The organism is Sphingomonas sp. AC522 (assembly GCF_979258125.1).
The window spans coordinates 547,924-572,544 of record NZ_OZ409836.1 but is presented as its reverse complement, the minus strand read 5'-3'; the positions used below and the strand labels follow the sequence as shown (position 1 = coordinate 572,544).

General features: G+C 65.4%; 29 protein-coding genes. 17 read left to right on the top strand and 12 right to left on the bottom strand.

All coding sequences use genetic code 11. The annotated features are described in order from the left end of the window. Positions 1–88: 88 nt before the first annotated feature. From flgL to ACZZZM_RS02835, 11 genes are read right to left on the bottom strand one after another with little or no spacing between them, the layout of a single operon-like run. A complete protein-coding gene (gene flgL / locus ACZZZM_RS02885; RefSeq protein ID WP_463593607.1) occupies positions 89–988 on the bottom strand; it encodes a flagellar hook-associated protein FlgL in 900 nt (299 codons plus the stop codon). 5 nt (positions 989–993) lie between these two features. Continuing rightward, a complete protein-coding gene (gene flgK, locus ACZZZM_RS02880; RefSeq protein WP_463593606.1) occupies positions 994–2,325 on the bottom strand; it encodes a flagellar hook-associated protein FlgK in 1,332 nt (443 codons plus the stop codon). Beyond that, positions 2,322–2,660 carry a rod-binding protein gene (locus ACZZZM_RS02875; protein WP_463593605.1) on the bottom strand — a complete coding sequence of 113 codons (339 nt, stop codon included), beginning with the start codon at positions 2,658–2,660 and terminating at the stop codon, positions 2,322–2,324. Before ACZZZM_RS02875 ends, flgK begins: the two co-directional genes overlap by 4 nt. After that, positions 2,657–3,748 carry a flagellar basal body P-ring protein FlgI gene (locus tag ACZZZM_RS02870; protein WP_463593604.1) on the bottom strand — a complete coding sequence of 364 codons (1,092 nt, stop codon included), beginning with the start codon at positions 3,746–3,748 and terminating at the stop codon, positions 2,657–2,659. Before ACZZZM_RS02870 ends, ACZZZM_RS02875 begins: the two co-directional genes overlap by 4 nt. A gap of 11 nt (positions 3,749–3,759) precedes the next feature. After that, a complete protein-coding gene (locus ACZZZM_RS02865; protein WP_463593603.1) occupies positions 3,760–4,410 on the bottom strand; it encodes a flagellar basal body L-ring protein FlgH in 651 nt (216 codons plus the stop codon). A gap of 58 nt (positions 4,411–4,468) precedes the next feature. Beyond that, complete coding sequence (flgG, locus tag ACZZZM_RS02860; RefSeq protein ID WP_463593602.1) at positions 4,469–5,257, bottom strand: flagellar basal-body rod protein FlgG; 789 nt, start codon at positions 5,255–5,257, stop codon at positions 4,469–4,471. A 12-nt stretch (positions 5,258–5,269) separates the two neighbouring features. After that, the gene (flgF, locus tag ACZZZM_RS02855) at positions 5,270–6,016 is read right to left on the bottom strand and encodes a flagellar basal-body rod protein FlgF (RefSeq protein ID WP_463593601.1); all 747 of its coding nucleotides are present in this window, start codon (positions 6,014–6,016) and stop codon (positions 5,270–5,272) included. 26 nt (positions 6,017–6,042) lie between these two features. Continuing rightward, positions 6,043–7,350 (bottom strand): flagellar hook protein FlgE, encoded by a 1,308-nt coding sequence (locus tag ACZZZM_RS02850; protein WP_463593600.1) that lies wholly within the window; start codon positions 7,348–7,350, stop codon positions 6,043–6,045. Positions 7,351–7,371: 21 nt separating this feature from the next. Then, positions 7,372–8,058: a flagellar hook assembly protein FlgD gene (locus ACZZZM_RS02845; protein WP_463593599.1), complete on the bottom strand. Its 687-nt coding sequence runs from the start codon at positions 8,056–8,058 to the stop codon at positions 7,372–7,374. A 2-nt stretch (positions 8,059–8,060) separates the two neighbouring features. Further along, the gene (gene flgC, locus ACZZZM_RS02840) at positions 8,061–8,471 is read right to left on the bottom strand and encodes a flagellar basal body rod protein FlgC (protein WP_463593598.1); all 411 of its coding nucleotides are present in this window, start codon (positions 8,469–8,471) and stop codon (positions 8,061–8,063) included. A gap of 2 nt (positions 8,472–8,473) precedes the next feature. Next, positions 8,474–8,821 carry a flagellar basal body rod protein FlgB gene (locus tag ACZZZM_RS02835; protein ID WP_463593597.1) on the bottom strand — a complete coding sequence of 116 codons (348 nt, stop codon included), beginning with the start codon at positions 8,819–8,821 and terminating at the stop codon, positions 8,474–8,476. Positions 8,822–9,101: 280 nt separating this feature from the next. On the opposite strand from ACZZZM_RS02835, the gene ACZZZM_RS02830 reads away from it, so the two are divergent. The 10 genes from ACZZZM_RS02830 (at position 9,102) to ACZZZM_RS02785 (ending at position 16,686) form a co-directional block, all read left to right on the top strand. Further along, a complete protein-coding gene (locus ACZZZM_RS02830; protein ID WP_463593596.1) occupies positions 9,102–9,773 on the top strand; it encodes a motility protein A in 672 nt (223 codons plus the stop codon). Next, complete coding sequence (locus ACZZZM_RS02825) at positions 9,770–10,267, top strand: flagellar motor protein MotB (RefSeq protein WP_463593595.1); 498 nt, start codon at positions 9,770–9,772, stop codon at positions 10,265–10,267. Before ACZZZM_RS02830 ends, ACZZZM_RS02825 begins: the two co-directional genes overlap by 4 nt. A gap of 56 nt (positions 10,268–10,323) precedes the next feature. Continuing rightward, a complete protein-coding gene (locus ACZZZM_RS02820; protein WP_463593594.1) occupies positions 10,324–10,851 on the top strand; it encodes a flagella basal body P-ring formation protein FlgA in 528 nt (175 codons plus the stop codon). Positions 10,852–10,920: 69 nt separating this feature from the next. Further along, a complete protein-coding gene (flgM, locus tag ACZZZM_RS02815; RefSeq protein WP_463593593.1) occupies positions 10,921–11,208 on the top strand; it encodes a flagellar biosynthesis anti-sigma factor FlgM in 288 nt (95 codons plus the stop codon). Next, positions 11,201–11,512, top strand: a complete 312-nt coding sequence (locus ACZZZM_RS02810) for a flagellar protein FlgN (RefSeq protein ID WP_463593592.1) — start codon at positions 11,201–11,203, stop codon at positions 11,510–11,512. Before flgM ends, ACZZZM_RS02810 begins: the two co-directional genes overlap by 8 nt. Positions 11,513–11,574: 62 nt before the next feature. Next, positions 11,575–12,456, top strand: coding sequence for a lytic transglycosylase domain-containing protein (locus ACZZZM_RS02805; RefSeq protein WP_463593591.1), 882 nt, complete (start codon positions 11,575–11,577; stop codon positions 12,454–12,456). A 6-nt stretch (positions 12,457–12,462) separates the two neighbouring features. Then, positions 12,463–14,541: a flagellar biosynthesis protein FlhA gene (gene flhA, locus ACZZZM_RS02800; protein WP_463593590.1), complete on the top strand. Its 2,079-nt coding sequence runs from the start codon at positions 12,463–12,465 to the stop codon at positions 14,539–14,541. Between the two features lie 20 nt (positions 14,542–14,561). Continuing rightward, positions 14,562–15,299 carry a sigma-70 family RNA polymerase sigma factor gene (locus ACZZZM_RS02795; protein WP_463593589.1) on the top strand — a complete coding sequence of 246 codons (738 nt, stop codon included), beginning with the start codon at positions 14,562–14,564 and terminating at the stop codon, positions 15,297–15,299. A 59-nt stretch (positions 15,300–15,358) separates the two neighbouring features. Next, positions 15,359–16,312, top strand: a complete 954-nt coding sequence (locus ACZZZM_RS02790) for a M28 family metallopeptidase (protein ID WP_463593588.1) — start codon at positions 15,359–15,361, stop codon at positions 16,310–16,312. Between the two features lie 23 nt (positions 16,313–16,335). Beyond that, positions 16,336–16,686 (top strand): YbaN family protein, encoded by a 351-nt coding sequence (locus tag ACZZZM_RS02785; protein WP_463593587.1) that lies wholly within the window; start codon positions 16,336–16,338, stop codon positions 16,684–16,686. A gap of 116 nt (positions 16,687–16,802) precedes the next feature. Here the strand turns inward: ACZZZM_RS02785 and ACZZZM_RS02780 are convergent, their stop codons facing one another. Then, positions 16,803–17,645, bottom strand: a complete 843-nt coding sequence (locus ACZZZM_RS02780) for a flagellin N-terminal helical domain-containing protein (RefSeq protein WP_463593586.1) — start codon at positions 17,643–17,645, stop codon at positions 16,803–16,805. A 219-nt stretch (positions 17,646–17,864) separates the two neighbouring features. Here ACZZZM_RS02780 and ACZZZM_RS02775 point away from each other — a divergent pair, with 219 nt between their 5' ends. Genes ACZZZM_RS02775 through ACZZZM_RS02745 form a run of 7 tightly spaced genes read left to right on the top strand, consistent with a single transcriptional unit; the run spans position 17,865 to position 24,589 of the window. Continuing rightward, a complete protein-coding gene (locus ACZZZM_RS02775; protein WP_463593585.1) occupies positions 17,865–19,124 on the top strand; it encodes a sigma-54 interaction domain-containing protein in 1,260 nt (419 codons plus the stop codon). Further along, a complete protein-coding gene (gene fliE, locus ACZZZM_RS02770; protein ID WP_463593584.1) occupies positions 19,121–19,480 on the top strand; it encodes a flagellar hook-basal body complex protein FliE in 360 nt (119 codons plus the stop codon). Before ACZZZM_RS02775 ends, fliE begins: the two co-directional genes overlap by 4 nt. A gap of 3 nt (positions 19,481–19,483) precedes the next feature. Beyond that, complete coding sequence (gene fliF, locus ACZZZM_RS02765; protein ID WP_463593583.1) at positions 19,484–21,145, top strand: flagellar basal-body MS-ring/collar protein FliF; 1,662 nt, start codon at positions 19,484–19,486, stop codon at positions 21,143–21,145. Further along, positions 21,142–22,152 (top strand): flagellar motor switch protein FliG, encoded by a 1,011-nt coding sequence (gene fliG / locus ACZZZM_RS02760; RefSeq protein WP_463593582.1) that lies wholly within the window; start codon positions 21,142–21,144, stop codon positions 22,150–22,152. Before fliF ends, fliG begins: the two co-directional genes overlap by 4 nt. Continuing rightward, positions 22,145–22,849, top strand: a complete 705-nt coding sequence (locus ACZZZM_RS02755) for a FliH/SctL family protein (RefSeq protein ID WP_463593581.1) — start codon at positions 22,145–22,147, stop codon at positions 22,847–22,849. Before fliG ends, ACZZZM_RS02755 begins: the two co-directional genes overlap by 8 nt. Beyond that, positions 22,843–24,171: a FliI/YscN family ATPase gene (locus ACZZZM_RS02750; RefSeq protein ID WP_463593580.1), complete on the top strand. Its 1,329-nt coding sequence runs from the start codon at positions 22,843–22,845 to the stop codon at positions 24,169–24,171. Before ACZZZM_RS02755 ends, ACZZZM_RS02750 begins: the two co-directional genes overlap by 7 nt. Beyond that, the gene (locus tag ACZZZM_RS02745; protein WP_463593579.1) at positions 24,164–24,589 is read left to right on the top strand and encodes a hypothetical protein; all 426 of its coding nucleotides are present in this window, start codon (positions 24,164–24,166) and stop codon (positions 24,587–24,589) included. The genes ACZZZM_RS02750 and ACZZZM_RS02745 overlap by 8 nt, the downstream gene beginning before the upstream one ends. Positions 24,590–24,621 lie beyond the last annotated feature (32 nt).

Sequence of the window (24,621 nt, the reverse complement as noted above, 5' to 3'; positions counted from 1 at the left end):
TTCCCCCTATTTAGTCGTTCTGGTTAACGACCGCTCCGCCGAGAGTTTCAGCGGAAAAACATGGTTAAATCGTTACTAAGGGCAGGAATCAGCGAAGATAATCGAACAGCGACAACGAAGTGAGCTTGGTGAAGCTCGCCTGGGTCGCCTGAAGGACGGTCAGCGTCTGCTGGAATTCGGAGATGGTGGCGGCCAGATCGACATCTTCGACTGCCGAACGGGCGTCTTCGCGCGCTGTGGCTGCATAAGTGAGCTGGTCGGCGACCAGCTCGAGCCGGGTTCCGCGCGCGCCGACCGAGGCATGGGCGAGCGTGACGCTGGTAAAGGCTTCGGTGGTGCCGCCCACGGCCTTCTGCGCCGCAGCCTGGATATCGCCGCCGCCGCCTCGCAGCACCGTTGTGAAATCGGAGATCACGGCGAACATGTCGGTTGCGCCCGCTGTGAACGCCCGGTCGCCGGTGACGCCCACCTGGATGCAGGTCTGGTCGCCGATCGGGATGCCCGCGGGCTCGCCGCTGCTGGCATAGCTGATCGTGCCATCGGCAGCCTTGACATAGGGCAGGTCGCCCGTGGCGCCGCCGAACAAGGGCTGGCCGCGGCTGTCGCGGCTGTTGGCGAGCGCGAACAGGGTGTCGCGGATCGAATCCAGTTCCTTGCCGATCGAATTGCGGTCCGTATCCGAAAGCGTGCCGTTGGCGGCGTTGCTGAACAATTCCTGCGCGCGCTGGAGCTGGAGCTCGATATTGCTGAGCGTGTCATCGCTCTGATCGAGGATGCCCTGCGCGGTCTTTACGTTGGCGATATAGGCTTTGTCGTTGGCGTCGTCGCGCTTGAGCCCGGCGAGCTGGCGATAGCCGCCGGGATCGTCCGAAGGCGCAGTCACTTTCTTGCCCGACGCGATCTGCGCCTGCTGCGCGTCTGCCTTGGCCGCGAGATTCGACATTAAGGTCATCGAGCGCTGATAAGTCTGGGAAGTGGAAACGCGCATTGCTGTTACCTGATCTCGAAGATGGTCTGCAGCACGTCGCGCGCTACCTGGATGACGCGGCCCGATGCCTGATAGGCCTGCTGAAAGCGCATCAGATCGACGGCTTCTTCGTCGATATTGACGCCGGTGACTGCATCGCGCGCCGCAACGGCATTGTCGCGGATCGCCGTTTGCGCATCAACTACCGAGTTGCGCCCCTTGAGCGCGCTGCCATTGGCAGTGATCAGGTCGGTGAGCCGCTGTTCGGCGCCATTGGCACCGCGGATCGAATCGAGCCCCAGGAAATTGCCATTGTCGCGCTCGCCCTTGCCGATGCCCGCGCCGGCAATGCCGCGAGGATCGCTGATCGCCAGCGTGAGATTGGAGGCGGGGTCGCCGATCGTGAACATGTCCGCGCCGCGGACGCCGGCTAGCGTGTCGCCGCCCTTTTGCACGGTGTTGACTGCCTCGGCGAAGCTGCGGGCAAGCGTATCGAGCTGGCCGCGCGCGCCGGCGATGGCGGTTGCGCCCTCGGCGATCCCTGCCAGCATGCCGCCCACCGGAGCCAGCGCATGCATGCTGCCGCCGAAGAATGCGGCATAGGAGACCGCCCCCTCGCTGTTGCGGACCGAGGTGACCGTTGCCGCCTCGATGCCCATAACGAGAAGCTGGCCCGAAGCTCCGCCTTGGCGGACGGTGGCGCGGCCGGCCGCGTCGAGCGCAACATTTATGTCAGTCAGGCCGCTCAACTGCTCGAGCGCCTGGTCGCGCTGATCGAGTAAAGAGGCTGCGCTGCTGGTGTTTGGCGATACGCTGCCAAGCGCGAAATTCACGCGGGCCAGCGTCGTCGTCAGGCTGTTGAATTGGCGGACCGCGGCATCGGCAGTCGCGTCGAGATCCGCAGCTGCGGCGTCGAGCGAATTGCCCGTCGCCGTGAAGCCGGCAGCAACGCTCGATGCCGCTTCGAGCATCGCCTGGCGCGGGCCCAGCGCAGCAGGGTTCGCTGCGGCTGTGCGCGCCGAGGAGAAAAACGCAGTGATCTGGTCGCCCAGCCGGTTGCCGGTGAGCGCGCCTTGGATGCGGTCGAGCCAGGTCGCTGCGGTCTCGCTGCGGCCGAGATCGGTGGTGGCAAGGCGGACTTCGCCAGCGCGATAGACGTCGGTCTGGCGCGAGATGCCGTTGGCGATCACGCCCATGCCGTTGAGCCCAGTGACGCCCGTGGCGGCCACTTCGCGGACGTTGGACGTGCGGCGCACATAGCCGGCAGTGCCGGCGTTAGCGATATTCTCGGACGTGGTGGTCAGCGCGGTCTGATAGGCGCGCAGGCCCGAGGCGGCGATCGACAGCAAGTCGCTCATGGCGTCGCGCTCCCGCGTTCAGGGGCCGCTGCGTCCTCGGTCTTGGCGGCCTTGGCAAGAAACTCGGTCATCGCCTTGCCGATGCCGATCGGCGCATGCGCGGCCATCGACTGTGCAAGCTTGTCGTCCTGCATGTCGCGGAACTGCTCTTGCGCCTTGCTGTCGAACAGGCCGTCGCCGAGCTTCGCAGCCCGCATCGATTTGAGCATCATGCCGACGAAGATAGCCTCGAAGCGCTGGCCGGCGGCTTCGAGGTTCTCCTTCGACGCCAGCCGCGACGTGTCCGACACGCCGTTGCTGGGGCTCGCGCTGATGGGGCCGCGGATCTCGGTCACAGGATGATCAGCTCCGCCTTGAGCGCGCCGGCTTCCTTGAGTGCTTCGAGGATCGCGACCAGATCGGCCGGCGACGCGCCGATGGCATTCACTGCCTTGACGACATCAGCCAGCTTGGGGCCGGGGCTGAGCAGGAACATCGGGCGCTTCTCCTCTTCGACGCCGACCGTGGACTGCTCCTCGGTGCGGGTCTCACCCTTGCTAAACGGCAGGGGCTGCGAAACCTTCTGGGATTCATCAATACGAACAGTCAGTTTACCATGTGTTACCGCGGCCGGGCTGACCCGGACCGCCGAGTTGATCACGACGGTTCCAGTCCGGGCATTGACGATAACCTTGGCCGGTGCCTCGGCGGCCTCGACCGTGAGGTTCTCGATTTCGCTCATCAATTCGGCACGAACGTCGCGGCCTTCGGGCGCCGCGATCGCGATCGAGACGCCGTCGATGGCGCGGGCACGGGTCCCGCCGAAGCGGGTGTTGATTGCGTCCTGAACGCGCTGTGCCGTGGTGAAGTCGGCGCGCTGGAGATTGAAGGTGAGGAAGGGGGCCTTGTCGAAGCCGGTATCGACGGTGCGCTCGACTGTCGCGCCCTCAGGGATGCGGCCGCTGGAGGGGATATTGACTACGACCGATGAGCCGTCCTTGCCCTCGGCGCCCAGGCCAGAGACCGCCAAGTTGCCCTGCGCCATCGCGTAGATCTGGCCGTCGGCGCCCTGGAGTGGCGTCATGATCAGCGTACCGCCGCGAAGCGACTTGGCCTTGCCCATCGACGAGACGGTGATGTCGAGCTTCTGGCCCGGCTTGGCGAAGGGCGGCAGCTCGGCGGTGATCATCACCACCGCTGCATTCTTAAGGCCTGGCGCCACGCCCGCAGGCAGGTTTAGCCCGAAGCGCGCAGTTACGCCCTTCATCGACTGGACGGTATATTCCAGATTGTCGTCGCCGGTGCCCGGCAGACCAACGACCACGCCATAGCCGGTCAGCTGGTTGGTACGGATGCCCTGGAAGCCACCGAGATCCTTGACGCGCTGCGCGGCTGCAGGCTGCGCGGCGAAGGCAAGAGCGATGAGTGCGATAAGAAAGCGCATGATTTCGGGCCTTAGAAAGGGCTGATCACGGAGAAGAACCGGCTGAGCCAGCCTTGGCGGCTGGCGCGGGCGACATCGCCCTTGCCGGTATAGGCGATGCGGGCGTCGGCGACCCGCGTGCTGGGCACGCGATTGTCGGCGGTAATGTCCGATACGCGGACGATGCCCTTGATCTGGACGAATTCATCGCCGCGATTGAGCGTCACCCGCTTCTGGCCCTGCACGAGCATCGTGCCGTTGGGATAGACGGCGGCGACCGTCACGCTGACTTCGCCCGACAGCGCGTTGGCTTGGTCGGCGCTGCCGGTGCCGGCGAAATTACGATTGCCGCTGATGCTGGCATCGGTCTTGTTGAATAGATTGAGCGCGCCCGTGGTGGGCGGGGTGAGCGAGAAGCCGCCACTCGAATCGAGCTTTGAGCCCGCAGATTTGGAGGCGCTGGTGCGCTCGACCAGCACGATAGTCAGTGGATCGCCGACGCGACGCGCACGCGTGCCTTCGTAGAGCGCGGCATAGCCGTCGCTCGCCTGGAAGATGCCGCCATTGGAGGGCGCCACGGCCACGGGAAGCTGCGTCGGCAGCGTCACCGAATAGTCTTCCTTGGGCTTTTTCTTGCCGAGACCCAAAAACTGCGCCTTGGCCGGCGTTGCACTGAATGCCATTGCACAAGCGACGAGTGAACCGACGGCGATACCTGTAAGGAACTTCACGAGCCCGGCCTCAAATGTTCTGGTTGACATATTTGAGCATCTCGTCGGTTGCCGAGATCATCTTCGAATTGACTTCATAGGCGCGCTGGGTCTCGATCATGTCGACGAGCTCCTCAACGACATTGACGTTCGAACCTTCGAGCATGCCCTGGCGGACGCGACCGCGGCCTTCCTCGCCGGGATTGCCCATGCTCACGGCGCCCGAGGCGCTGGTCTCGATCAGGTAATTGTCGCCCTTGGCCTGTAGGCCCGCCGGATTAGCGAAATTGGCGACCTGGATCTGGCCGAGCTCGCTGCCTTCGGTCTGGCCCTGCAGCTGCGCAGTGACGGTGCCGTCGGTGCCGATCGTGATCGATGTGGCGCCTTCGGGGATCGTGATCCCGGGCATCACCTGATAGCCTTCGGAGGTAATTAGAACGCCTTCGGGCGAGCGGCTGAAATTGCCGGCACGGGTATAGCCGAGCTCGCCACCCGGCAGCTGCACCTGGAAATAACCATTGCCGTCCAGTGCCATGTCGAGGCCGTTGCCCGTGGTCTGGAGCGAGCCCTGGGTCTCGATCCGGCTGGTGCCCTGGATCTTGACGCCGGTGCCGAGATTGAGGCCGGTCGCATATTTGGTCTCGGCGGTGCTCTGCGCGCCCGGCGCCGTCACCACCTGATAGGCCAGCGTCTGGAACGAGGCGCGGTCGCGCTTGAAGCCCGTGGTGTTCACGTTGGCCAAATTGTTCGAGATGACCCGCATGCGCGTATCCTGGGCGTCGAGCCCGGTACGCGCGATGTGCATTGCCGATGAACCCATCTGTCTTACTCCTTATGCCGAGACGCGCATCAGCGATGCGGCGCTCTCGTCCATGTTCTTGGCTTCCTTCAAAAGGTTCGCCTGCACTTCGTAGCTGCGCTGGTTCTCGATCATGTCGACCAGCGCCTGGGTGAGATTGACGTTCGACTGCTCGAGCGCGCCCGACTGGACCTTGGCTTCCATGTCCTGCGGCAGCGTGCCGCCGCCCTTGACGTGAAGAAGGTTGTCGAGGCCTTTGGCGGTCTGGCTGCCATCGGTGCTGACCAGTTTGATCTGGTCGATGACCTGGGGCTGGCTGGCGTCGCCGCCGGGAGGGACGATCGAGATCGTGCCGTCATCGGCAATCGCGATCGACTGATAGGGGGGCACGGTGATGGGGCCCCCCGACCCCATCACCGGGAAACCGTCTCCGGTTTCCAACACGCCCGAGGGGGCGACCGAAAGGTCGCCGCGCCTGGTATAGGCTTCGCTGCCGTTCACGGCCTGGACCGCAATCCATGAGTCCGTCGTCACGGCCATATCCAGCGGCTTGCCGGTCTGGATGATCGTGCCCGCGCGGCGATCGAAGTCGTTGACTTCCTCCGCTGCCATCTGGCGCGAGTCGAGACCGCCCTGCTGCTGCAGTACCATCCGATCGAAGCTGACGCGATCGGCGCGATAGCCGATGGTCGACGCGTTCGCGATGTTGTTCGCGATCGTCGCTTGCGCCGACATCTGGCTCTTGAGCCCCGATAGTGCGGTATAGACGAGACGGTCCATGACCTAAGCTTTCCTAAGCGGCTGAATCAGCTGCGGATGTTGAAGATGGTCTGCGAGATCTGGCTTGCGGTATCGAGCGCCTTGGCATTCGCCTGGAAATTGCGCTGTGCCGCGATCAGGCTGACCAGTTCTTCGGTGATATCGACGTTCGAGCGCTCGATCGCGCCGGTCATCAGGCCGCCCAAGCCATTCGTGCCCGGCTCGCCCAGACGCGCATCGCCGGAGAAGCCGCTGGCCGCCCAGGTCGAGCTGCCGAGTTGGCGAAGCCCCGAGGTGTTCGAGAAGGTGGCAAGCACCACCTTGCCCAGCGCCTGGGTGTCGCCGTTCGAGAAGCTGGCATTGACCGTGCCGTCATCGGCGATGGTCACGCCTTCCAGCTGGCCGACGGGCGAACCGTCCTGCTCGCTGCGGTTGAGGCTGAACGGCGAGCTCACCTGGGTCATGCCCTGGGTCAGATCGAGCTTGAGGACCTGCTCCGAAGTCGCGCCCGGTGCGAGGAAGCCCATGAAGGTGGTCGCCGCGGTCGGAGCCGAGAGCTTGCCGGTGCCGTCGAAGGTCAGCTCGATCGGCGTCGCGACATCGGGGTCGGTGCCCGCGTTAAGCTGCTGATCGCCGACGAACGAATAGACCTGCCACTTGCTGGTCCCGTCATCCGGGGTCGGCTTGGTTTCGCGGACATAATAATTGGTCAGCGTCAGCGCATTGCCGTTGCCGTCATAGATCGTCGTCTGGGTCGACTGATTGTAGGTGCCCGGATCGAAGCGATCGAAGGCATAGTCCTGATCGTCGAAGCGCGCCGCGTCCGAAGGGATCGCCGAACCCGCATTGAGGTTGAGCGAGAGCTTGACGTTTTCGGTCGATTCCGGCGTGCCGCTGGTCTGCGGCAGGCGCAGGCTGACGGTCGAGCTGAGGCCGGTGGCGACCACGGCGCCCGAACCGTCGACCGGATAGACCTGGAGCTTGTTGCCCTGGCTGTCGGTCACATAGCGCTCGGCGTTGACCTGGAAGCTGCCGTTGCGCGTGAAGGCGACGCCGTTGCCGCTCTTCTCATCGCCCTTGACGATGAAGAAGCCATCGCCCGAAATCGCGACGTCGAGCGCCGAGGTCGACTGCGTGAAGCCGCCCTGGCCAAACTGCTGGCGCACGGCCTTCACCACCGTACCCGAGCCGACCATCTGGGTCGGGTTCGAATTGGCAGTGGAGGCGATCACGTCTGCGAACTGCGTGACCGACTTCTTGAAGCCATTGGTCGAGACGTTCGACAGATTGTGCGAGATCGTCGACATGTCGGTCTGAGCGGCCTGGAGGCCCGAAAGCGAAGTGAAGAAGGACATTTTGATAGGCTCCTTTGACGATCAGCCGACTTGCCAGACGGCGGACAGGGGGACATTCCCGATGCCGGGAAGAGTGAGAGTGGGAGCGCCGTTGGCGCCCATCGAAACCGAGGATACCGGCGCCCAGACGAGCGGGGCGGCGGTGACGGCGCCGCCATCGGCGCTGCGTGCGGAAACCTTGACCGTGAACGGGCCTTCGCCGGCGGGATCGCCGCTATCGGTGGTGCCGTCCCAATCCCAGGCGACTGCGCCGCTGGTCTGCGCGCCCATATCGATGGTGCGCAGCGTTTCGCCATTGGCGTTCTGGATGGTGACCGAGACGCCGGCTGCGTCCTTGGCCAGATTGACTGCGCCGGCGAGGCCGCCCGAAGTGCGCGGGAAAGCCGTCGATCCTTCGACCAGCACGGTCTTGCCGACATAGCCGATCGCATCGCCGAGCGACGTGCCGCCGAGCTTGGCGGCCATTGCCTTGAGCGTCGAATTCATCTCGGTGATGCCCGAGAGCGACGAGAATTGCGCCATCTGGGCAACCATCTGCGAGTTGTCGACGGGCTCGAACGGGTCCTGGTTCTTGAGCTGCGCGGTCATCAGCGTCAGGAAGTCCGACTGGTCCATCTCGGTCTTGCCGAGGTTCGACGTGTCGGTCTTGCCGTTGCCAGTGCGCGTGACGCCCAGATTCTGCATCGTCGTATCGAAGGAAGTTGCCATGATCAGCGGCCCAGCTTGAGGGTGTCGGTGATCAGCTGCTTGGCAGTCTGCATCACTTCGACATTGTTCTGATAGGTGCGCGCGGTCTCAAGCATGTCGACCAGCTCGCGGGTCTCATCGACTGCCGATTCCCAGACATTGCCGTCCTTGTCGGCCATCGGATTGCCCGGATCGTAGCGCTTGGTCGGCTCGGCGCCGGCGGTGACGACCTGCTCGACATCGACCGTGGACATGCCGCTCGCTTCGTCAAAGGCGGTGCGGAACACCGGTTTGATCGTGCGGTATGCGGCCTCGGCGCTGGAAGCGACGGTGCCGGCATTGGCGAGGTTCGATGCCGTGGTGTTCATCCGCACCAGCTGCGCGCTCATGGCGCGGCCGGAGACCTGGAAGATCGAGAGGGGACCGTTGCCCATGCTTATTCTCCCTTGAGCGCGCGCGTGATGGTGCTGATGCGCCCGTTCAGGAATGCGAGCGTGGTCTGATAAGCCACGGCATTCTCGGCGAAGGCAGTCTGCTCGGTGGCGAGCTCGACGGTGTTGCCGTCTGCGGAAGGCTGGAGCGGCACGCGATAGAGCGTCGCGCTGTCGATCGCATTGTCCATCGATCCGCCCTGCGCCCCTGCGAGCGCGGCCTGGAAGTCGATGTCCTTGGCCTTGTAGCCCGGCGTCGATGCGTTCGCGATGTTCGACGCAAGCACGCCCATGCGCTGCGAACGCACCGCGAGCGCTTGGCCGTGTACGCCGAAAAGGCTGTCATTGGACATTGACGGGTCTCCCGCACAAAAGTTCGCGGGTGTACCTGCAATGGGCGTGCCAGTTTTGGATGCGAGGGCAGGAAGGCATGAAGGAGGGCGGCAAGCGGCAGGTGGCGGCAAGGTCTTGCCGGTCGTGGCGGCAATGGCCTGCCGCATGGGCGTGCGAAAATGGGGGCAGTCCCTATTTTCCTCGCCGCTGCCCCTCCCATGCCTTCCGGGGGGACATAGGGACTGTCCCCAATTTTCATGGGTGAGACGGGTTTGGCCCGCCATTTGCAACCGCGAGCACATGGACCTGTCAGCCTTTCCCGGCCTCGCGCCGTTCCTCGACCCGCTCGCGCTTGCCATTGTCGGCGGCGGCACTGCGCTTGCCGTGGTGCTGCGGACGCCGTTCGGTGACCTAGCGCGCAGTCTGGCTGCGCTTCGGGTGTTGCGGCGCAGGCGCTTCGATGCCGAGCCGCTGCTGGCGCAGATCGCCGCGCTGACGCGCATCGCCCGGCGCCACGGCGTGATTGCGCTCGATCGCTCGGTCATCGCCGATGGCGACATTGCCGCCGCGGTGGCGGCAGCAGTGGATGGCGCCTCTGCTGACGATGTCGCGGCCTTGCTCCAGCACCGCCGCCTGGCGCGCTTCGAGCGGCACCGCGCCGCTGCCGATGTCTGGACCGGCATGGCCGAAGTCGCGCCGGCAATGGGCATGATCGGCACGCTGATCGGGCTTGTCAGCATGTTCGTCGCGATGAAGGATCCGGCCGCGATCGGCGGGGCGATGGCAGTTGCATTGCTCACCACACTTTATGGCGCGGTGATCGCGAGCCTGGTCGCTCTGCCCGTCGCATCGCGGCTCAAGCGGCAGGCGCGGCACGAGGCCCAGGAACGCGCACGGCTCGAGCCCGCGCTGACGGCGCTTGCGGCGATCGAGCCGGCGGCACGCGGCGGGCTGCGCGAGATGGCCGCATGACCATCATGTTCGAAGACGAAGCCCCGGCGCGCCCGATCTGGCTGACGACGCTGGCCGATCTGGCATTGCTGCTCGTCGGCTTCTTCGTGTTTCTCCAGGCCAATCAGATGGACGGCAAGGCGCTCGCCGCCAGCTTGCGCGCCGGTTTTGGGGCGGAAGCGCCGGCTGCGATGCCGGTCGAGATGGCGTTCGTTGCGGGATTTGCACCGGGCTCTGCAGTCCCGGGCGGCACCGGCGCCGCGCGTGCCTGGGCGCACGCAGCGGCGGCAGACCCGCGCACACGGCTCAAGATTATCGGCGAGGTCGATGGCTCGCGCGAGGATGTGGACGCGGCGACCGGCAGCGGCGCGATACTCGCCGCCGATCGTGCCCGCGCCGTTGCCGCGCAGCTCGTCGTCTCAGGCGCGGTCTCGCCCGATCGCATCATCATCGCCACGGCCACCGGCAAGCGCCGCGCCGCGCTCACCATCGGCTTCGAAGGGGAGTGGCAATGATCTGCCGCCCGGCAAAGCGGGTCTGCCGCCCGACAAGAAATCTCAAGGAGAAGACCATGTTGCTCGCAGCGCTCATCCTCGCCGCCCCCGCCGCCGCGAACGAATTCCAATCGACTGCGATGCTCGACACGATCGTCGCGCAATTCACTGGCAAGCGCGTCGGCGAGCAGGGCGGCGCCCGCGCCCCGGTCGATAATCGGCTCAAGCTCGCTTCGTGCGCCGCGCCGCAGCTCGAATGGCGTACCGATGCCAGGGACGCTGTAGTCGTGCGCTGCATGCAGCCGGGTTGGCGGATCTTCGTGGCCGTAAACGCGGTGCCGCAGCCCAAGGCGGCTCCGGCGCCAGTGGCGCCCGTCGCGGCCAAGCCGGCTCTCGCGGTCAAGGCCGAGACCGTCATCCGCCGCGGCGATGCCGTCACGATCGAAATTAATGCCTCCGGATTTTCGATCTCCCGCGAAGGCGTAGCGATGGGGGACGCGCCTGCAGGGGGGCGGCTGGTGGTCAAGATCGAAGAGAAAAAGCCGCCGGTTCAGGCAATTGCGATCGAAACGGGCCGCGCCCGGCTTTCCGCTGCGGGCAATTGATTCTTTTTATTTAAGTTGTCGTGCAGATGGTCGTTCTACTCGTTGCAAGCGTAGCTAGGGATGGCGAGCATGGTGGATCCAATCGGCATGAAGACGGGCGCAGTCGCGGCACGGCCAGTGTCGCCGGCAAATGCCCTGGGCAAAGTGGCGGAAGCCGCTTCGGTTCAGAAATCCGCCCCCATGGTGCAAACCGCGGCGAGCGAGCTGACCGGCAGCATGGCTGCCAAACCTCCGGTCGACGCCGAGCGCGTCGCCAAGATCAAGAAGGCGATCGAGGACGGCAATTTCCCGCTCGTGCCCTCGACCGTTGCCGATCGTCTGATCGCGCTCAAGATGCAGTGGAGCCCCAATGACTAGGCGTGACGCTTTGATAGGGGTGATCGAAGCGCTGCACGCCGAGATTTCGGCGCTCAAGACCAATGACGTGGGGGCGTTGGAGGCCGCAACGCGCGACAAGCTCGCGCGGATCGACAGCGTTGCGCTCTATGATGGCGAGGCGCCGAGCGCCGAGGTCAAGGAGCTCGCAGCCGAGGCGCACCGCCTCAACGAGACTTGCCGCATCTATGTGAACCTGATGACGGCAAATGTTCGCCGCCGCCTGCAACTTCTTTCCGGCCAGGCCGCACCCTCCTATAGCCCCGTAGGCTACGCGCTCGCCTGACGCCTAACTGGCACGCTCCTTGCTGATTACGCCCGAACCATGGGCAATCGAGTCAGCCAGGAATGAGCGTCACTTCGGTAAACAGCAAGGCAAGCGTCCAGGGCGCCATTGCCGCCGCGAGCCGCAAGACCGGCATCGACTTCAATTATCTGCTCGGGCAGGCGCAGGTCGAGAGCGGCATGCGCGCCGATGCACGTGCGCGCACTTCCTCGGCGACCGGCCTCTATCAGTTCATCGAGCAGAGCTGGCTCGGCGTGGTCAAGGATCACGGCGGCGAGCATGGCATGGGCTGGGCCGCCAACAGCATCAAGCAGACCAGCTCGGGCCGCTACATCGTCAGCGATCCCGCGGCGCGCCAGGCAATCCTCAACCTGCGCAGCGATCCCCAGGCTGCATCGCTGATGGCCGCCGAGCACGCATCGGACAACAAGGCCGCGCTCGAGGAACGACTCGGCCGCCCGACGACGGGCACCGACCTTTATATGGCGCACTTCCTGGGGCTGGGCGGCGCCGGCAAGTTTCTCGGCACGATGGCGGAAAGCCCCAATCGCACCGGGGCGAGCATGTTTCCCGCGGCGGCACGCGCCAATCGCAACATCTTCTATGCTTCGAACGGCCAGCCGCGCACGCTCAGCGAAATCTATTCGCGCTTCGCGGGCAAGCTCGATTCGGGCGCAGCCGCGGGCGGCGCCACCGGCCTTGCTTCGGACAAGCTCGATACGCTCGGCGATTTCGGCGAGGGCGACGTTATCCTGGGTACGGGTGCAGTCGATAGCGATCGCCACTGGGTCGAAACCACGCTGGCCCAGCTCAATGTCGCGAAGAACCCGGCTGATCCCTTCGCGGCGCGGCGCGATGCCTTTACCCGCGCAGTCGATCCGCTGCGGCCGACGCCCGAGACTGCAAAGCTCGCTTATCTCATGCTCGCGAACCTTGGAGCGTAATTCCACGTGAATGGTCTGACGTTGCCCCAGGGCTTCACTTCGTCACTTCGCAGCTTCGCGCTTCCCGGCGCGATGCTGCTTCTCGTCGCGCTTATGGTCGTGCCGATCCCGGCATTCATGCTCGACATCTTCTTCGTGATGAACATCATGATCAGCCTGGCAGTGCTGATGGTGGCGCTGAATGCGCAGAAGCCGCTCGATTTCTCCGCCTTTCCGACGGTGTTGCTTTTCGCCACCCTGTTCCGTCTCGGCCTCAACGTTGCCTCGACGCGCGTCGTGCTGGTGCACGGGCATGAGGGCGAAGCCGCCGCGGGCCATGTCATCGAGGCGTTTGGCAAATTCCTGATCGGCGGCGATTATGTCGTCGGCATCGTCGTCTTCGCGGTGATCGTGATCATCAACATGATCGTGGTGACCAAGGGCGCCGGCCGCGTCTCCGAAGTCAGCGCGCGTTTCACGCTCGATGCCTTGCCCGGCAAGCAAATGGCGATTGACGCCGACTTGAACGCCGGGCTGCTTACCCCCGACGAAGCCCGTGCGCGCCGCATCGAAGTCGGCACCGAGGCCGATTTCTACGGCTCGATGGACGGTTCGTCGAAGTTCGTGAAAGGCGATGCGATCGCCGGCCTGCTGATCCTGTTCATCAACATCGTCGGCGGGCTCATCCTCGGTGTCGTCAGCCACCAGATGGCAGTCGGCGACGCAGCGCAGCACTATATCATGCTGGCGATCGGCGATGCGCTGGTCGCGCAGATCCCGGCACTGATGCTCTCGATCGCTGCCGCCGCGATCGTCACCCGCGTCAGTTCGTCGCAGGATCTCGCCGGCCAGATCGGCACGCAGTTTGGCAGCCACAAGACCTGGATGCCGGTGGCGATCATCCTTGGCCTGCTCGGCGTGATGCCCGGCATGCCGCATTTCGTGATCCTGCCCGCCGCAGCCGTGGCCGGCTTCGCCGCGTGGCGTCTCAAGAAGATCGCCAACCTTCCGCCCCCGCCCGAAGCGCCGCCCGAGCCGGTCGATCAGTCGAAGATCGGCTGGGATGAAGTCACCGACAACATGCAGGTGATGCTCGACATCGGCTATGGCCTGGTGCCGCTGGTCGATGAGCGCCGCGGCGGGCCGCTGATGGGCCGCATCACCGGCGTGCGCCGCCAGCTTTCCAAGGAATTGGGCTTCGTCGTGCCGCAGGTGCGCGTGCGTGATGACATCAACCTGTCGCCCTTCACGTATCGCATTTCGATCGGCGGCGTCGTCATGGCCGAGGACAATGTCTCGCCCGACGAAATGCTCGCGCTCGACACCGGCCAGGCTGTCGGCGCCTTGCAGGGCAAGCACGTCAAGGATCCGACCTTCGGTCTCGACGCCGTATGGATTCCGCAGGGCGAAGCCGATGCCGCGACCGGGGCGGGATATCTCGTCGTCGATCCGGGCACCGTGGTTGCAACGCACCTCAATCAGGCGCTGGCGTCTTCCGCGGCCGATCTGCTCGGTCCCGACGATGTCCAGCTGCTACTCGACGGCCTGAAGGAGCGCGCGGCTTCGCTGGTCGCGTCACTGTCGCCCAATCCGGTGCCGCTCACGACGCTCACGACGGTGCTGCGCGGGCTGCTCGCCGAGAACATTCCGCTCAAGGAATTCCGCCGCATCGCCTCGGCAATTGCCGTGGCCGCGCAGAAGTCGCTCGACCCCGAGGAAATCCTCGAACTGATCCGTCCGGAGCTCGGCCCATTGATCATCCAGAAGCTCTGCGGCGTGCGCGAGCCGCTGCGGGTGATGACATTGGAAGGCCAGCTTGAGGCTTTGCTCGGGCAGGCGGTCCGCTCGGACCCCTCGCGCCGCCACACCATCGAGCCCGATCTCGGCCGTCGCATCGCCGATGCATTGCAGCGCGCTGCACAGCCCCTCGTCAACGAAGCCAAGCCCTTCGCATTGGTCGTCCAGCCCGCGATCCGCATCGCCATCCGCAAGCTGGTCAAGACCGTGCTCCCCGACACGCCCGTTATGAGTTTCTTCGAAGTTCCGGAGGATAAGGCAGTCGAGGTCGTCGCCGTAATCGGCGCGCCGGAGGCGCTGCCCGCATGAACGCTTTCAGCCCCAGGAGCATGACCGACATGGCCACTGCCGCGCCCCTGACCTATTCGCCCGTGCCGCTGCCCAGGCGCGATGCCGAGGCGCTGGTGCGCAAGCATCTGCCGCTGGTGCGCCGGATCGCCTGGCACGTCCACGGATCGATGAGTTCGATCGTCGAGGTCGAGGATCTGATCCAGATCGGCATGGTCGCGCTGATCGAGGCCGTGAGCGGCTTCGAGGATCGCGGGCAAGTGACCTTCGAGCAATATCTGGTCACGCGGCTGCGTGGATCGATGATCGACGAACTGCGCCGCCAGGCGACGCTGACCCGCGGCGCAATGCGCCGGCGCAAGGCCTATCAGGACACGGTCAAGACGCTGGCGGTCGAGCTCGGGCAGAAGCCCAGCGACATGCAGGTAGCCGAGCGGATCGGCGTGACGCCCGAAAAGCTGCGCGCCGAATATGCCAGCGCGGAAGCCGTGCGCTTTGATTCGATCGACGAGACCTATTCGGACGAGAGCCCCTGGTTCATGTCCGACGAGCCGAGCCCGTTCGATCAGCTCGCCGATGCCGACCAGCGCCAGGCATTGATCGAAGCGATCGCCGAACTCCCTGAGAAGGAGCAGATGGTCATCCAGCTTTATTATGTCGAGGAACTCAACCTCGAGGAGATCGGCGAGGTGCTTGGCGTCGGCGCCGCGCGCATTTGCCAGATCAAGAAGAGCGCGCACGACCGATTGAAGAAGGGCCTGCAGCGCCGGCTGGGATAGCGCTGGCAGGCAATGCCTCTTAGGGTTCCGTTCAATCGGAACCGCCAAGGGGCAATTGCATGCCGAAATCCCGTCTCTTCGCCGCCGCGCTGGCGGCTACGCTCTCCACTGCCCCGGCCTTCGCGCAGGACGAATGGACGGTGCGTCCCGAATGGGTCCGCGCGCACGAGAATTTCCTCGCCGGCCCTTCGATGCAGGGCCGCGGCAGCGGCACGCAGTTTGAGGCGATTGCGGCGTCTTATGTTGCCGCGCAGTTCGAGAGCATCGGCCTCAGGCCCGCGCCGGGGATGACCGGCTATCTCCAAGCGGGGGCAGTCTCGTCGCGCCGGACCAACGGCTTCGTCGTCACGCAAAATGCCATCGGCTTCCTGCCCGGCACCGATCCCGATGCGGGCGTGATCCTGATCACCGCGCATCACGATCATCTCGGAATCGTCGGCGGCAAGCTGATGCCCGGCGCGAACGATGATGCCTCGGGCACCGCCGCGGTGATCGAGATCGCGCGTGCGCTAGCCTCCGGCAAGCCGATGAAGCGCGGCGTGCTGTTCGTGACCTATGGCACCGAGGAAGTCGGCGGGCTTGGCTCGACCTATTTCGGCACGCATCCGCCGGTGCCGCTGACCAGCATCGTCGCCAATGTCGAGATCGAGATGATCGGCGCGCCCGATCCCAAATTGCCGGAGGGGCATCTGATGATGACCGGCTTCGAGCGGTCGAACCTTGGCGAGGCGCTGCTCAAGCACGGCGCGCTGGTCGCGCCTGATCCCTATCCCGAGCAGCGCTTCTTCGAGCGATCGGACAATTATTCGCTCGCGCTCAAGGGCGTGGTTGCGCACACGATCTCGGGCTGGGCGACGACGCCAAACTATCACAGCGAAAAGGACACGGTCGAAAATCTCGACATCGCCTTTATGACGCGCGCGATCCAGTCGCTGATCCCGTCGGTGCGTTTCCTCGCCGATGGCAATTTCATGCCGGCGTGGAAGCCGGGCGGTCAGCCGAAGCCGCGCTGACACTCTATATATAGGGAGCCGCGGTGCGCCGGACGCTTTACCTGATCGGCGGCTTCGTCTCGCTCGGCCTTGCCGTGATCGGCGCGATCCTGCCGGTCATGCCGACAACAGTGTTCGTGATCCTTGCGGCCTATTGCTTTGCGCGCAGCAGCCCGCGGCTCGAGGCCCGGTTACTGGAGCATCCGATTTTCGGTGCGCATATCGTCTCGTGGCGCGAGCGCGGTGCGATCAGCCGCAAGGGCAAGGTGGCGGCGACGCTTGCCTTCGCCGCGAGCATCGTCGTGGCGCTGGTCTTCGCGCCCTGGCCCTGGTCGGTCGCGCCGATCGTCGCCGCGCTGACGGTGGGGGCATGGATATGGTCGCGGCCCGAATAGATACAGAAAAGCCCCGATGATCCGTGGATCATCGGGGCCTCCCATGCGCCCTCCCCTTAAGAGAGGTGACCGGCCGCGGTGCCTGTCAGGGGGGTGACACCCCGACCGGCACGCGCTTAACGGAGCAGCGTAAGAACCGACTGCTGGCTCTGATTGGCCTGCGCGAGCATTGCCGTCGAAGCCTGTGCGAGGATCTGGGCCTTGGCCAGCGCCGCGGTTTCGGCCGAGAAGTCGGCGTCTTCGATGCGGCTGCGGGCGTCGGTCAGGTTGGTGACGTTGGTCGTCAGATTGTTGACCACCGATTCGAGGCGGCTCTGCGATGCGCCGAGCGTGGCGCGGGCGCCGTTGACTGCCTTGAGCGCCGCGTCGACGTTGGTCAGCGTGGTGCCGGCCTTGGCCGCCGTATCGACTGCGAAGTCGGTCGCTTCGAAATCGTCCTTGTCGAAGAAGCTCTTGGTCAACGCGACCGTGTTGTCACCCGAGGTGTCCTTGTTGACACCGGTCTGGATCGTCACGTCGTCCGAAGCCGTGTCGGTCGAAGCGTAATCGAACACGCCCACGCCGTTGAACTTGGTGTTGGTGAAGATCGAGTCGATCTGGTTGCGCAGAGCAGCCGCTTCCTTGTCGAGGTTGGCGCGGTCGTCGGTCGAGTAGGTACCCGAAGCCGACTGCACGGCCAGCTCGCGAACGCGCTGCAGCATGTTGGAAACTTCTTCCAGCGCGCCGTCGGCGGTCTGTGCGAAGGAAATGCCGTCGTTCGAGTTGCGGATCGCCTGGGCCATGCCGCGGATCGAAGCGGTCATCGACGATGCGATGGCGAGGCCTGCGGCATCGTCCTTCGCGGTGTTGATGCGCTTGCCGGTCGACAGGCGCTCCATCGCGGTGCCGAGCATCTTGTTAGCTGCGTTCGAAGCGTTGCCCGCCCGGATCGCTGCAATATTGGTTCCGATTACAGTCATGTTGGTCTCCATGCTTGCCGGCTTCCCATGTCCCCCCTGAACGGGAGCCCGGAGCCGCCAAGCCAAGGAACGGCCATGCGAGAACCGGCTTAAGCGAAAAATTTCGGCCCTCGCGCGCGCGCCTCGTGTGCGCCCGGACCTAGGGAGCGGGCCGGACTCGATGTTTTACGAGTCGTTAACCAGAAATCGCGCATCAGGGGCTTCTCAAGGGGGAAGTCCATGCGATCCATCGTTCCGTCGGCTGCGATTCTCAGGCAAAAATATGCGCTCGTCTCGGGCCTGCGCGCACAAGGTTTCGCGATTGGATCGTGCGAGGAGGGCAAGCCCGCCTCCGGGGACCTGTACCTCGTCGCCGAGGGTGAGACCCCGCCGGCACCTGCCCGCACGCTGGTCCTGGCCGAAGGCGAGCCGGAAGTAATTCCTTTCCGTGACGGCAACCCCGCACGCCTGTCGTTCCCAACCGAAGACGCCGCAATTGGCAACGGTTTCGCCAGCGCGCTGGTCCGCGGACCCGGCGAGCCCGTCGCCGCCGACCCCGAGAGCCTGGCCTTGCTGGCGCTGGCCGAGCGCGTCGCGGCCTCGGACATCACCGTTTTGATCAACGGCCCCACCGGCACGGGCAAGGAAGTGCTTGCCCGCGCGATCCATATGGGTTCCTCACGTAAGGACGGGCCGTTCGTTGCGATCAATTGCGCCGCGCTTCCCGAGACGATGCTCGAAGCGATGCTATTCGGCCACCACAAGGGCGCGTTCACCGGCGCTTCGGCGGGCGGCCAGGGCTTTTTCCGCGCCGCCAATGGTGGAACGTTGCTGCTCGACGAAGTTGCCGAGATGCCAATCAACCTTCAGGCCAAGCTGCTTCGTGCGCTTCAGGAGCGCGAAGTTGTGCCGATCGGCGGGACGCTGCCCGAGAAGATCGACGTTCGCGTCATCGCCTGCGCCAATCGCGACTTGCAGGGCGAAGTCATGGCCGGGCGCTTCAGGGCCGATCTTTACTACCGCCTTTCGGTCTTTCCGCTGTCGACGCGCCCGCTCGCCGAGCGCCCTGGCGACATCGCCGCGCTCGCCGCAGCGATGGTCGTGCGCCATGCCGGCACCAGCGCGAGCCTGCCCTGGATCACTTCCGAATCGCTCGAAGTGCTGAGCGATCACGACTGGCCGGGCAATGTCCGCGAACTCGAAAACGTCATCCAGCGCGCGCTGCTGCTGTGTGGCGGCGACACGATCCGCCCCGAGCATCTGATCTTCGACCGCCGCCCCGAAACCCGCGTCGATATGCAGGGCCAGGCCGGCGGCACGCTGAGCAATATCGTCCAGATTCACGAATTCGCGGCGATCCGCGAGACCCTGGCCGAGTGCAACGGGAGCCGGATCGAGACCGCCAAGAAGCTCGGCATCTCCGAGCGGACCCTGCGCTACCGCCTGGCTAAGGCGCGCGAGCAGGGTGAGGATATCACCAGCCGGGCCATCTCGGCATGAGCGGCGTCGGCGGAGTCGGCGGTGCCATGGGCATCGATCGCGTGATGCAGCTGCGCCAGCAGATCCTCGAGCGCAATGCCGCGCTAAGCCGCGCCAACGATGCGCCCGCTGTGGCGCCGACGACGCAGGCCAAGCCAGCAAGCTTTGCCTCGTCGCTCGAAGACGCCCTCAAGTCGGTCAACCAGAGCCAGAGCCAGGCGAGCGAACTCTCCGCCTCGTACGAGCGCGGCGAGACGGTCGATATCGCCAAGGTGATGCTGGCCCGCCAGCAGGCCTCGGTCGGCTTCGAAGCGACGCTTCAGGTCCGCAACAAACTCCTGTCCGCCTATAAGGACATCATGAGCATGCCGGTGTAATCGATGAACGCTCTCACCACCGCAGACGCCGCCGGCACCCCGGCCAGCCTCAATCCGCTTCGCCAGATGAGCGGGCTGCTCGCGCAGCCCGCCGTTCGGCGTGCCTTGCCTTTGCTGTTCCTAGTTGGCCTTGTCGCCGCGGCCTTCCTCGCCTGGTCGATGATCGCCAGCACGCCGCAGCGGATTTTGTTCGCGAATGTGACCGACGCGGACAAGGCCGCGATCAGCAGCGCGCTGCAGACGGCCAGCATCAAATCGAGCATCGACAGCTCGGGCTCGATCACCGTGGGCGAAGACGATTATCACAAGGCGCGGATGCTGCTCGCGGCGCAGGACCTGCCCAAGGCGGCGCCCGGCGGCTATGCGATCCTCGATCAGCTTCCGATGGGCGTCAGCCGCGCAGTCGAGGGCGAACGCCTTCGCCAGGCGCGCGAGACCGAACTGGCGCGCTCAATCCAGGAAATCGATTCGATCTCCGAAGCGCGTGTCCACTTGGCCACGCCCGAGCCCAGCGCTTTCGTGCGCGACAAGGCGGCCCCCTCGGCTTCGGTGATCGTCAAGCTCCAGCCGGGCCGCGCGCTCGGGGAACCGCAGATCCGCGCAATCGTCAATCTCGTCGCCTCGTCGGTGCCGGGAATGTCTCCGCAATCGGTGACGATCGTCGATCAGATGGGCGCCTTGCTCTCCAAATCGGGCGGCAACAACGATGGCAGCTCGGCGGCGGGCGACACGCGCATCGAGTTTCAGCGCCGCGTCGAAGACAAGTATCGCGAGCAATTGAATCAGCTGCTGACCCCCCTGGTCGGCGCCGGCAATTTCACTGCCGAGGTCCAGGCAGATGTCGATCTCGACGAAAGCCAGGCCACGCGCGAAAGCTATGACAAGGCCGGGCAGGTCGTCCGCGCCGAGCAAGGCAATTGGACAGGCACTTCGAAGGACGGCGCCACTGCCCCGGGCGGCATTCCCGGCGCGCTTTCGAACACTCCGCCGCCTGCCAGCACGATGACGGCGCCCAACGAGGCTACCGCCACGCCCGGCGCAGCTCCAGCTGCCGGCGCGGCACCCGCGGGCACGCCTCCGGTTCAACAGAAGCAGAGCGACAGCTTCACCCGCACCTATGAGACCGGCAAGGAAATCTCGGTCACGCGCGCCGCCCCCGGTGGCGTCAAGCGCCTCTCGGTTGCCGTGGTTATCAAGGAAGAGGCCGGCAAGCCTCGCGGCGTTGCCGAAATCCAGCAGCTCACCCAAGTGGTTCAGGCCGCAGTCGGCTATAACCAGGCGCGCCAGGATCAGGTCAGCGTCATCAGCCGCAAATTCGCGGCCCCGGCCGATGCCGGTGCTGCCGGCCCCGCATGGTACGATGCCGGCTGGGTGCCGCTGGTCGCGCGCAACGTGACGGCGCTGGTCATCGCCCTGCTGGTGCTGTTCCTCGGCGTGCGACCGCTTGCCAAGGCGCTGCTCAAGAAGCGCGACGACGCGACGGTGCGCCAGGCGCTGGCGATCGGCGGCCCAAATGGCGCCCCGCAGCCGGCAGTGTCGATCGACATGCTCGAGCGCAATGGCAGCTATGACGACCGCGTCGGCCTCGTCCGCGGCTTTACCCGCGACAATCCCGCGCGCGCCGCGCTGGCGGTCCGCGATATGATCAAGGCAGACGCCCAGTGAACGCGATCCGCAATTTCACCGGCACCGAACGCGCCGCCGTGTTGATGATGCTCGTCGGCGAGGAAGAGGCGGCTGCGATCCTGCAGAAGCTCGATCCCGAAGAGGTCCGCAATCTAGGCAAGGCGATGTTCACGGTCGCCGATGTCAGCGAAGCCGAAGTCGAGCAGGTCCTCGACGATTTCACCTATAAGGCGCGCGAGCGCACCTCGGTGCAGTTCGATCCCGGCCCGCGCATCGAAGGTATCATGACGCGCGCGCTCGGCGCCGAGCGCGCGGAAAGCGTGCTGGCGCGCATCGTTCCTGCCGAGCAGAGCGCCGGCCTCGAGATGCTCGCCTGGTTCGAGCCCGAAGAGATCGCCAAGATGGTCGAGACCGAGCACCCGCAGATTGCGGCGGTGTTGCTGGTCAATCTCGATCCCGATATGGCCGCCAAGGTTTTCGAATATCTCCCCGAAGCCGTGCAGCCCCAGATTCTGCGCCGCGTCGCCAAATTGGGGCCGGTGCCCCCCGAGGCGATCGAGACGCTGAAGGCAATGCTCGTCAGCCATTCCGCAGGCCGGAAGAAATCGCCGGGCCTGCAATTGGGCGGCACGCGTGAGGCGGCCAAGATCATGTCCGCCGCGCGCCGGATCACCGAACAGCGCGTGATGCCCAAGCTCGCCAAGATCGACAAGGAGGTCGCGCGCGCGATCGAAGAGGCGATGTTCGTCTTCGACAATCTGCTCGAGCTCGACGACAAGAACCTCTCGACTCTCATCCGCAGCATCGACAGCGACGTGCTGATCAAGTCGCTCAAAGGCGTCGAGGAAGATGTCCGCAATCGTTTCCTCGGCTGCATGTCGAGCCGCGCGGCCGACGGCATTCGCGACGAGATGGAAGCGCGCGGGCCGATGAAGCTCGCCGACGTGCTCGAAGCGCAAAAGGTGATGATCGCCGTCGCGCGCGGGCTGGTGAAGGACGGTACGCTGCAGATGCCAAGCAAGGGCGGGGACGACGATTATGTCTGATCCAGCCCGCGCCTTCATGCCGGGCCTGGCCGGGCACATCCGCGTTGCCGAAAACATACTCGCCCGCGCATTCGGCGAACCGGTCGCGTTCGCGCCGGCGCCGGTCGAGCAGATCGGCCGCCGCGACCCCGTCCAGCCGCGCCACTTCGCGCCGGCGGACCCCGCTCACAATCCCACCGAAGGCTGGGATCCGTTCGCAGCCACGTCGAGCGATCCGATCGCCGCTGCGCGCGAGGCCGGCATCGCCGAGGGCCGCGCCGCATTGCTCGCCGAGCTCGACGCAGCGCAGGGCCGCGAAGCTGCGCTGCTAGATCAGGTCTCAAGGGCACTCGCCAAGGGCGCGCATTTCGATCGCGAGCGCATGGCCGGGCATTTGCGCCAGACCGTTTTGCACCTTGTCTCACGCATGGTCGGCGAAGTCGGCATCGCGCCGGACGTACTGGCCGGGCGCATCACCGCCGCAGTCGATCTGCTCGCGGACAATGCCGAATCGGCTTTGCTCCGCCTGCACCCTGACGATGTTCCGCTGGTCGAGGGCAAGCTGCCGGGCAGCGTCTTCCCGGTGGGCGATCCGCACATCCAGCGCGGCGGATTCGTCGTCGAAAGCGCTTCGACGATCGTCGAGGACGGCCCCGATATGTGGCTCGAACAGCTTGCCGCGGCGATCGACCGCGTGCCGATCCCGCCCGCATGCTGAACCGCTTCACTGACGATTATCTGGAAGGCCTGGGCTGCCGCGATTTCGCAGTGAAGCCCAAGGTTTCCGGCCGGCTATCCTCCTATGACGGGCTGTTGATGGAAGCCGTGGGGCTTTCGCTTCCCGTCGGTACCGTCTGCGCCATCGGCCATGGCGCGAGCCGCGTCGAAGCCGAAGTGATCGGCTTCCGCAATGGCCGCACGCTGATGATGAATCTGGGCGGCCCCGCAGCCCTCCTCCCCAACGCGCCGGTGCGCCCGATCGGCCCTCCCGGAGAGGCCGAGGTCGGCGGAGCATTGCTCGGACGCGTGGTTGATGGCGCGGGCAAACCGATCGACGGGCTCGGGCCGATCCGCGGGGCAGGCAAATGGCCGCTCGCGGGCAAGCTCCAGTCGCCACTCGATCGCGGCCGCGTGCTCCAGCCACTCGACGTGGGCGTACGTGCGATCAACGGGCTGCTGACGATCGGGCAGGGCCAGCGCGTCGGCATCATGGCCGGTTCGGGCGTCGGCAAGTCGGTATTGCTCGGCATGATCGTCCGCGCGGCGGAAGCCGATGTCGTGGTCGTCGGACTGATCGGCGAGCGCTCGCGCGAAGTCGCGGACTTTCTCGAGACCAAGGTGTTCGGCGAAGCGCGCAAGCGCTCGGTCGTCGTCGCCGTGCCTGCCAATCATTCGCCCGTGCTCCGTATCCGCGGCGCGCTGCGGGCCACTGCGATCGCCGAGGCGTTCCGCGCCGAGGGCAAGAAGGTGCTCCTCATCATGGATTCGCTGACTCGCGTTGCGCATGCCGGCCGCGAGATCGGCCTGGCGCTGGGCGAGCCGGCCTCGGCACGCGGCTATCCGCCGAGCGCGATCGCGATGCTGCCCAGCCTGATCGAGCGTGCAGGGACCTGCGTCTCGTCGGGTGGCTCGATCACGGCAATCTACACGGTGCTCGCCGATGGCGATGACGGCAATGATCCCGTAGTCGATTCGGCGCGGTCGATCCTAGACGGACATATCGTGCTCAGCCGCGCGCTCGCCGAGCGTGGCGTCTATCCCGCAATCGACCTGGGGCCTTCGGTCAGCCGTGTGATGACTGACATTGCCGATAAGCCGCACCTCGCCGCCGCGCGCGTGCTGCGCCGCCATCTCGCGACCTATGAGGAAAACCGCGATCTGGTGCTGATGGGCGCCTATCGGCCCGGCGCCGATCCCGAGATCGATGCGGCGATCGCCTGCCACCCGGCGGTGATGGAATATATCAAGCAGGGCTCGGACGAGATCGTCTCGCTGCCCGACGCAGTTGCCGAGCTGACCGGCGTATTTGGGGATGCCTAGATCCGCCAAGAAGCTGGCCCGGCTGCACCGGGTGCGCACCCTCCAGCTCGATCAGGTCCGCGCCGACGAAGTTCGGGCGCACGCCCGCGTGTCCCAGGAATCGCAGCTGCGCGAGCGTATCGCCAGCCTTGCCGACAATATCGCCCCGGTGGTCAGTGGCGAGGCATTTGCAAACTCGCTGATCGCCGCGGCCCATTATCGCGATCGGCTACACCAGTCTGCGCATGCCGCCTCGCGGCGCGTCGAAGTGGCCCAACAGGGTCTGGAAGCTGCGCGCGCCGCTACGCGCCAAGCCCGTCGCGATCAGAGCGCGATCGAGAAGCTGATTACCCGCGAACAGGCCGATGCGGCGCTGCGGATGCTCCGCGCGCTTGAGGAACTGCCACCCTCGGGCAAAAACCGGCACGATATTTGCTGATCCAGGCGTGAGCTCTTCTCACGGGGATTTTC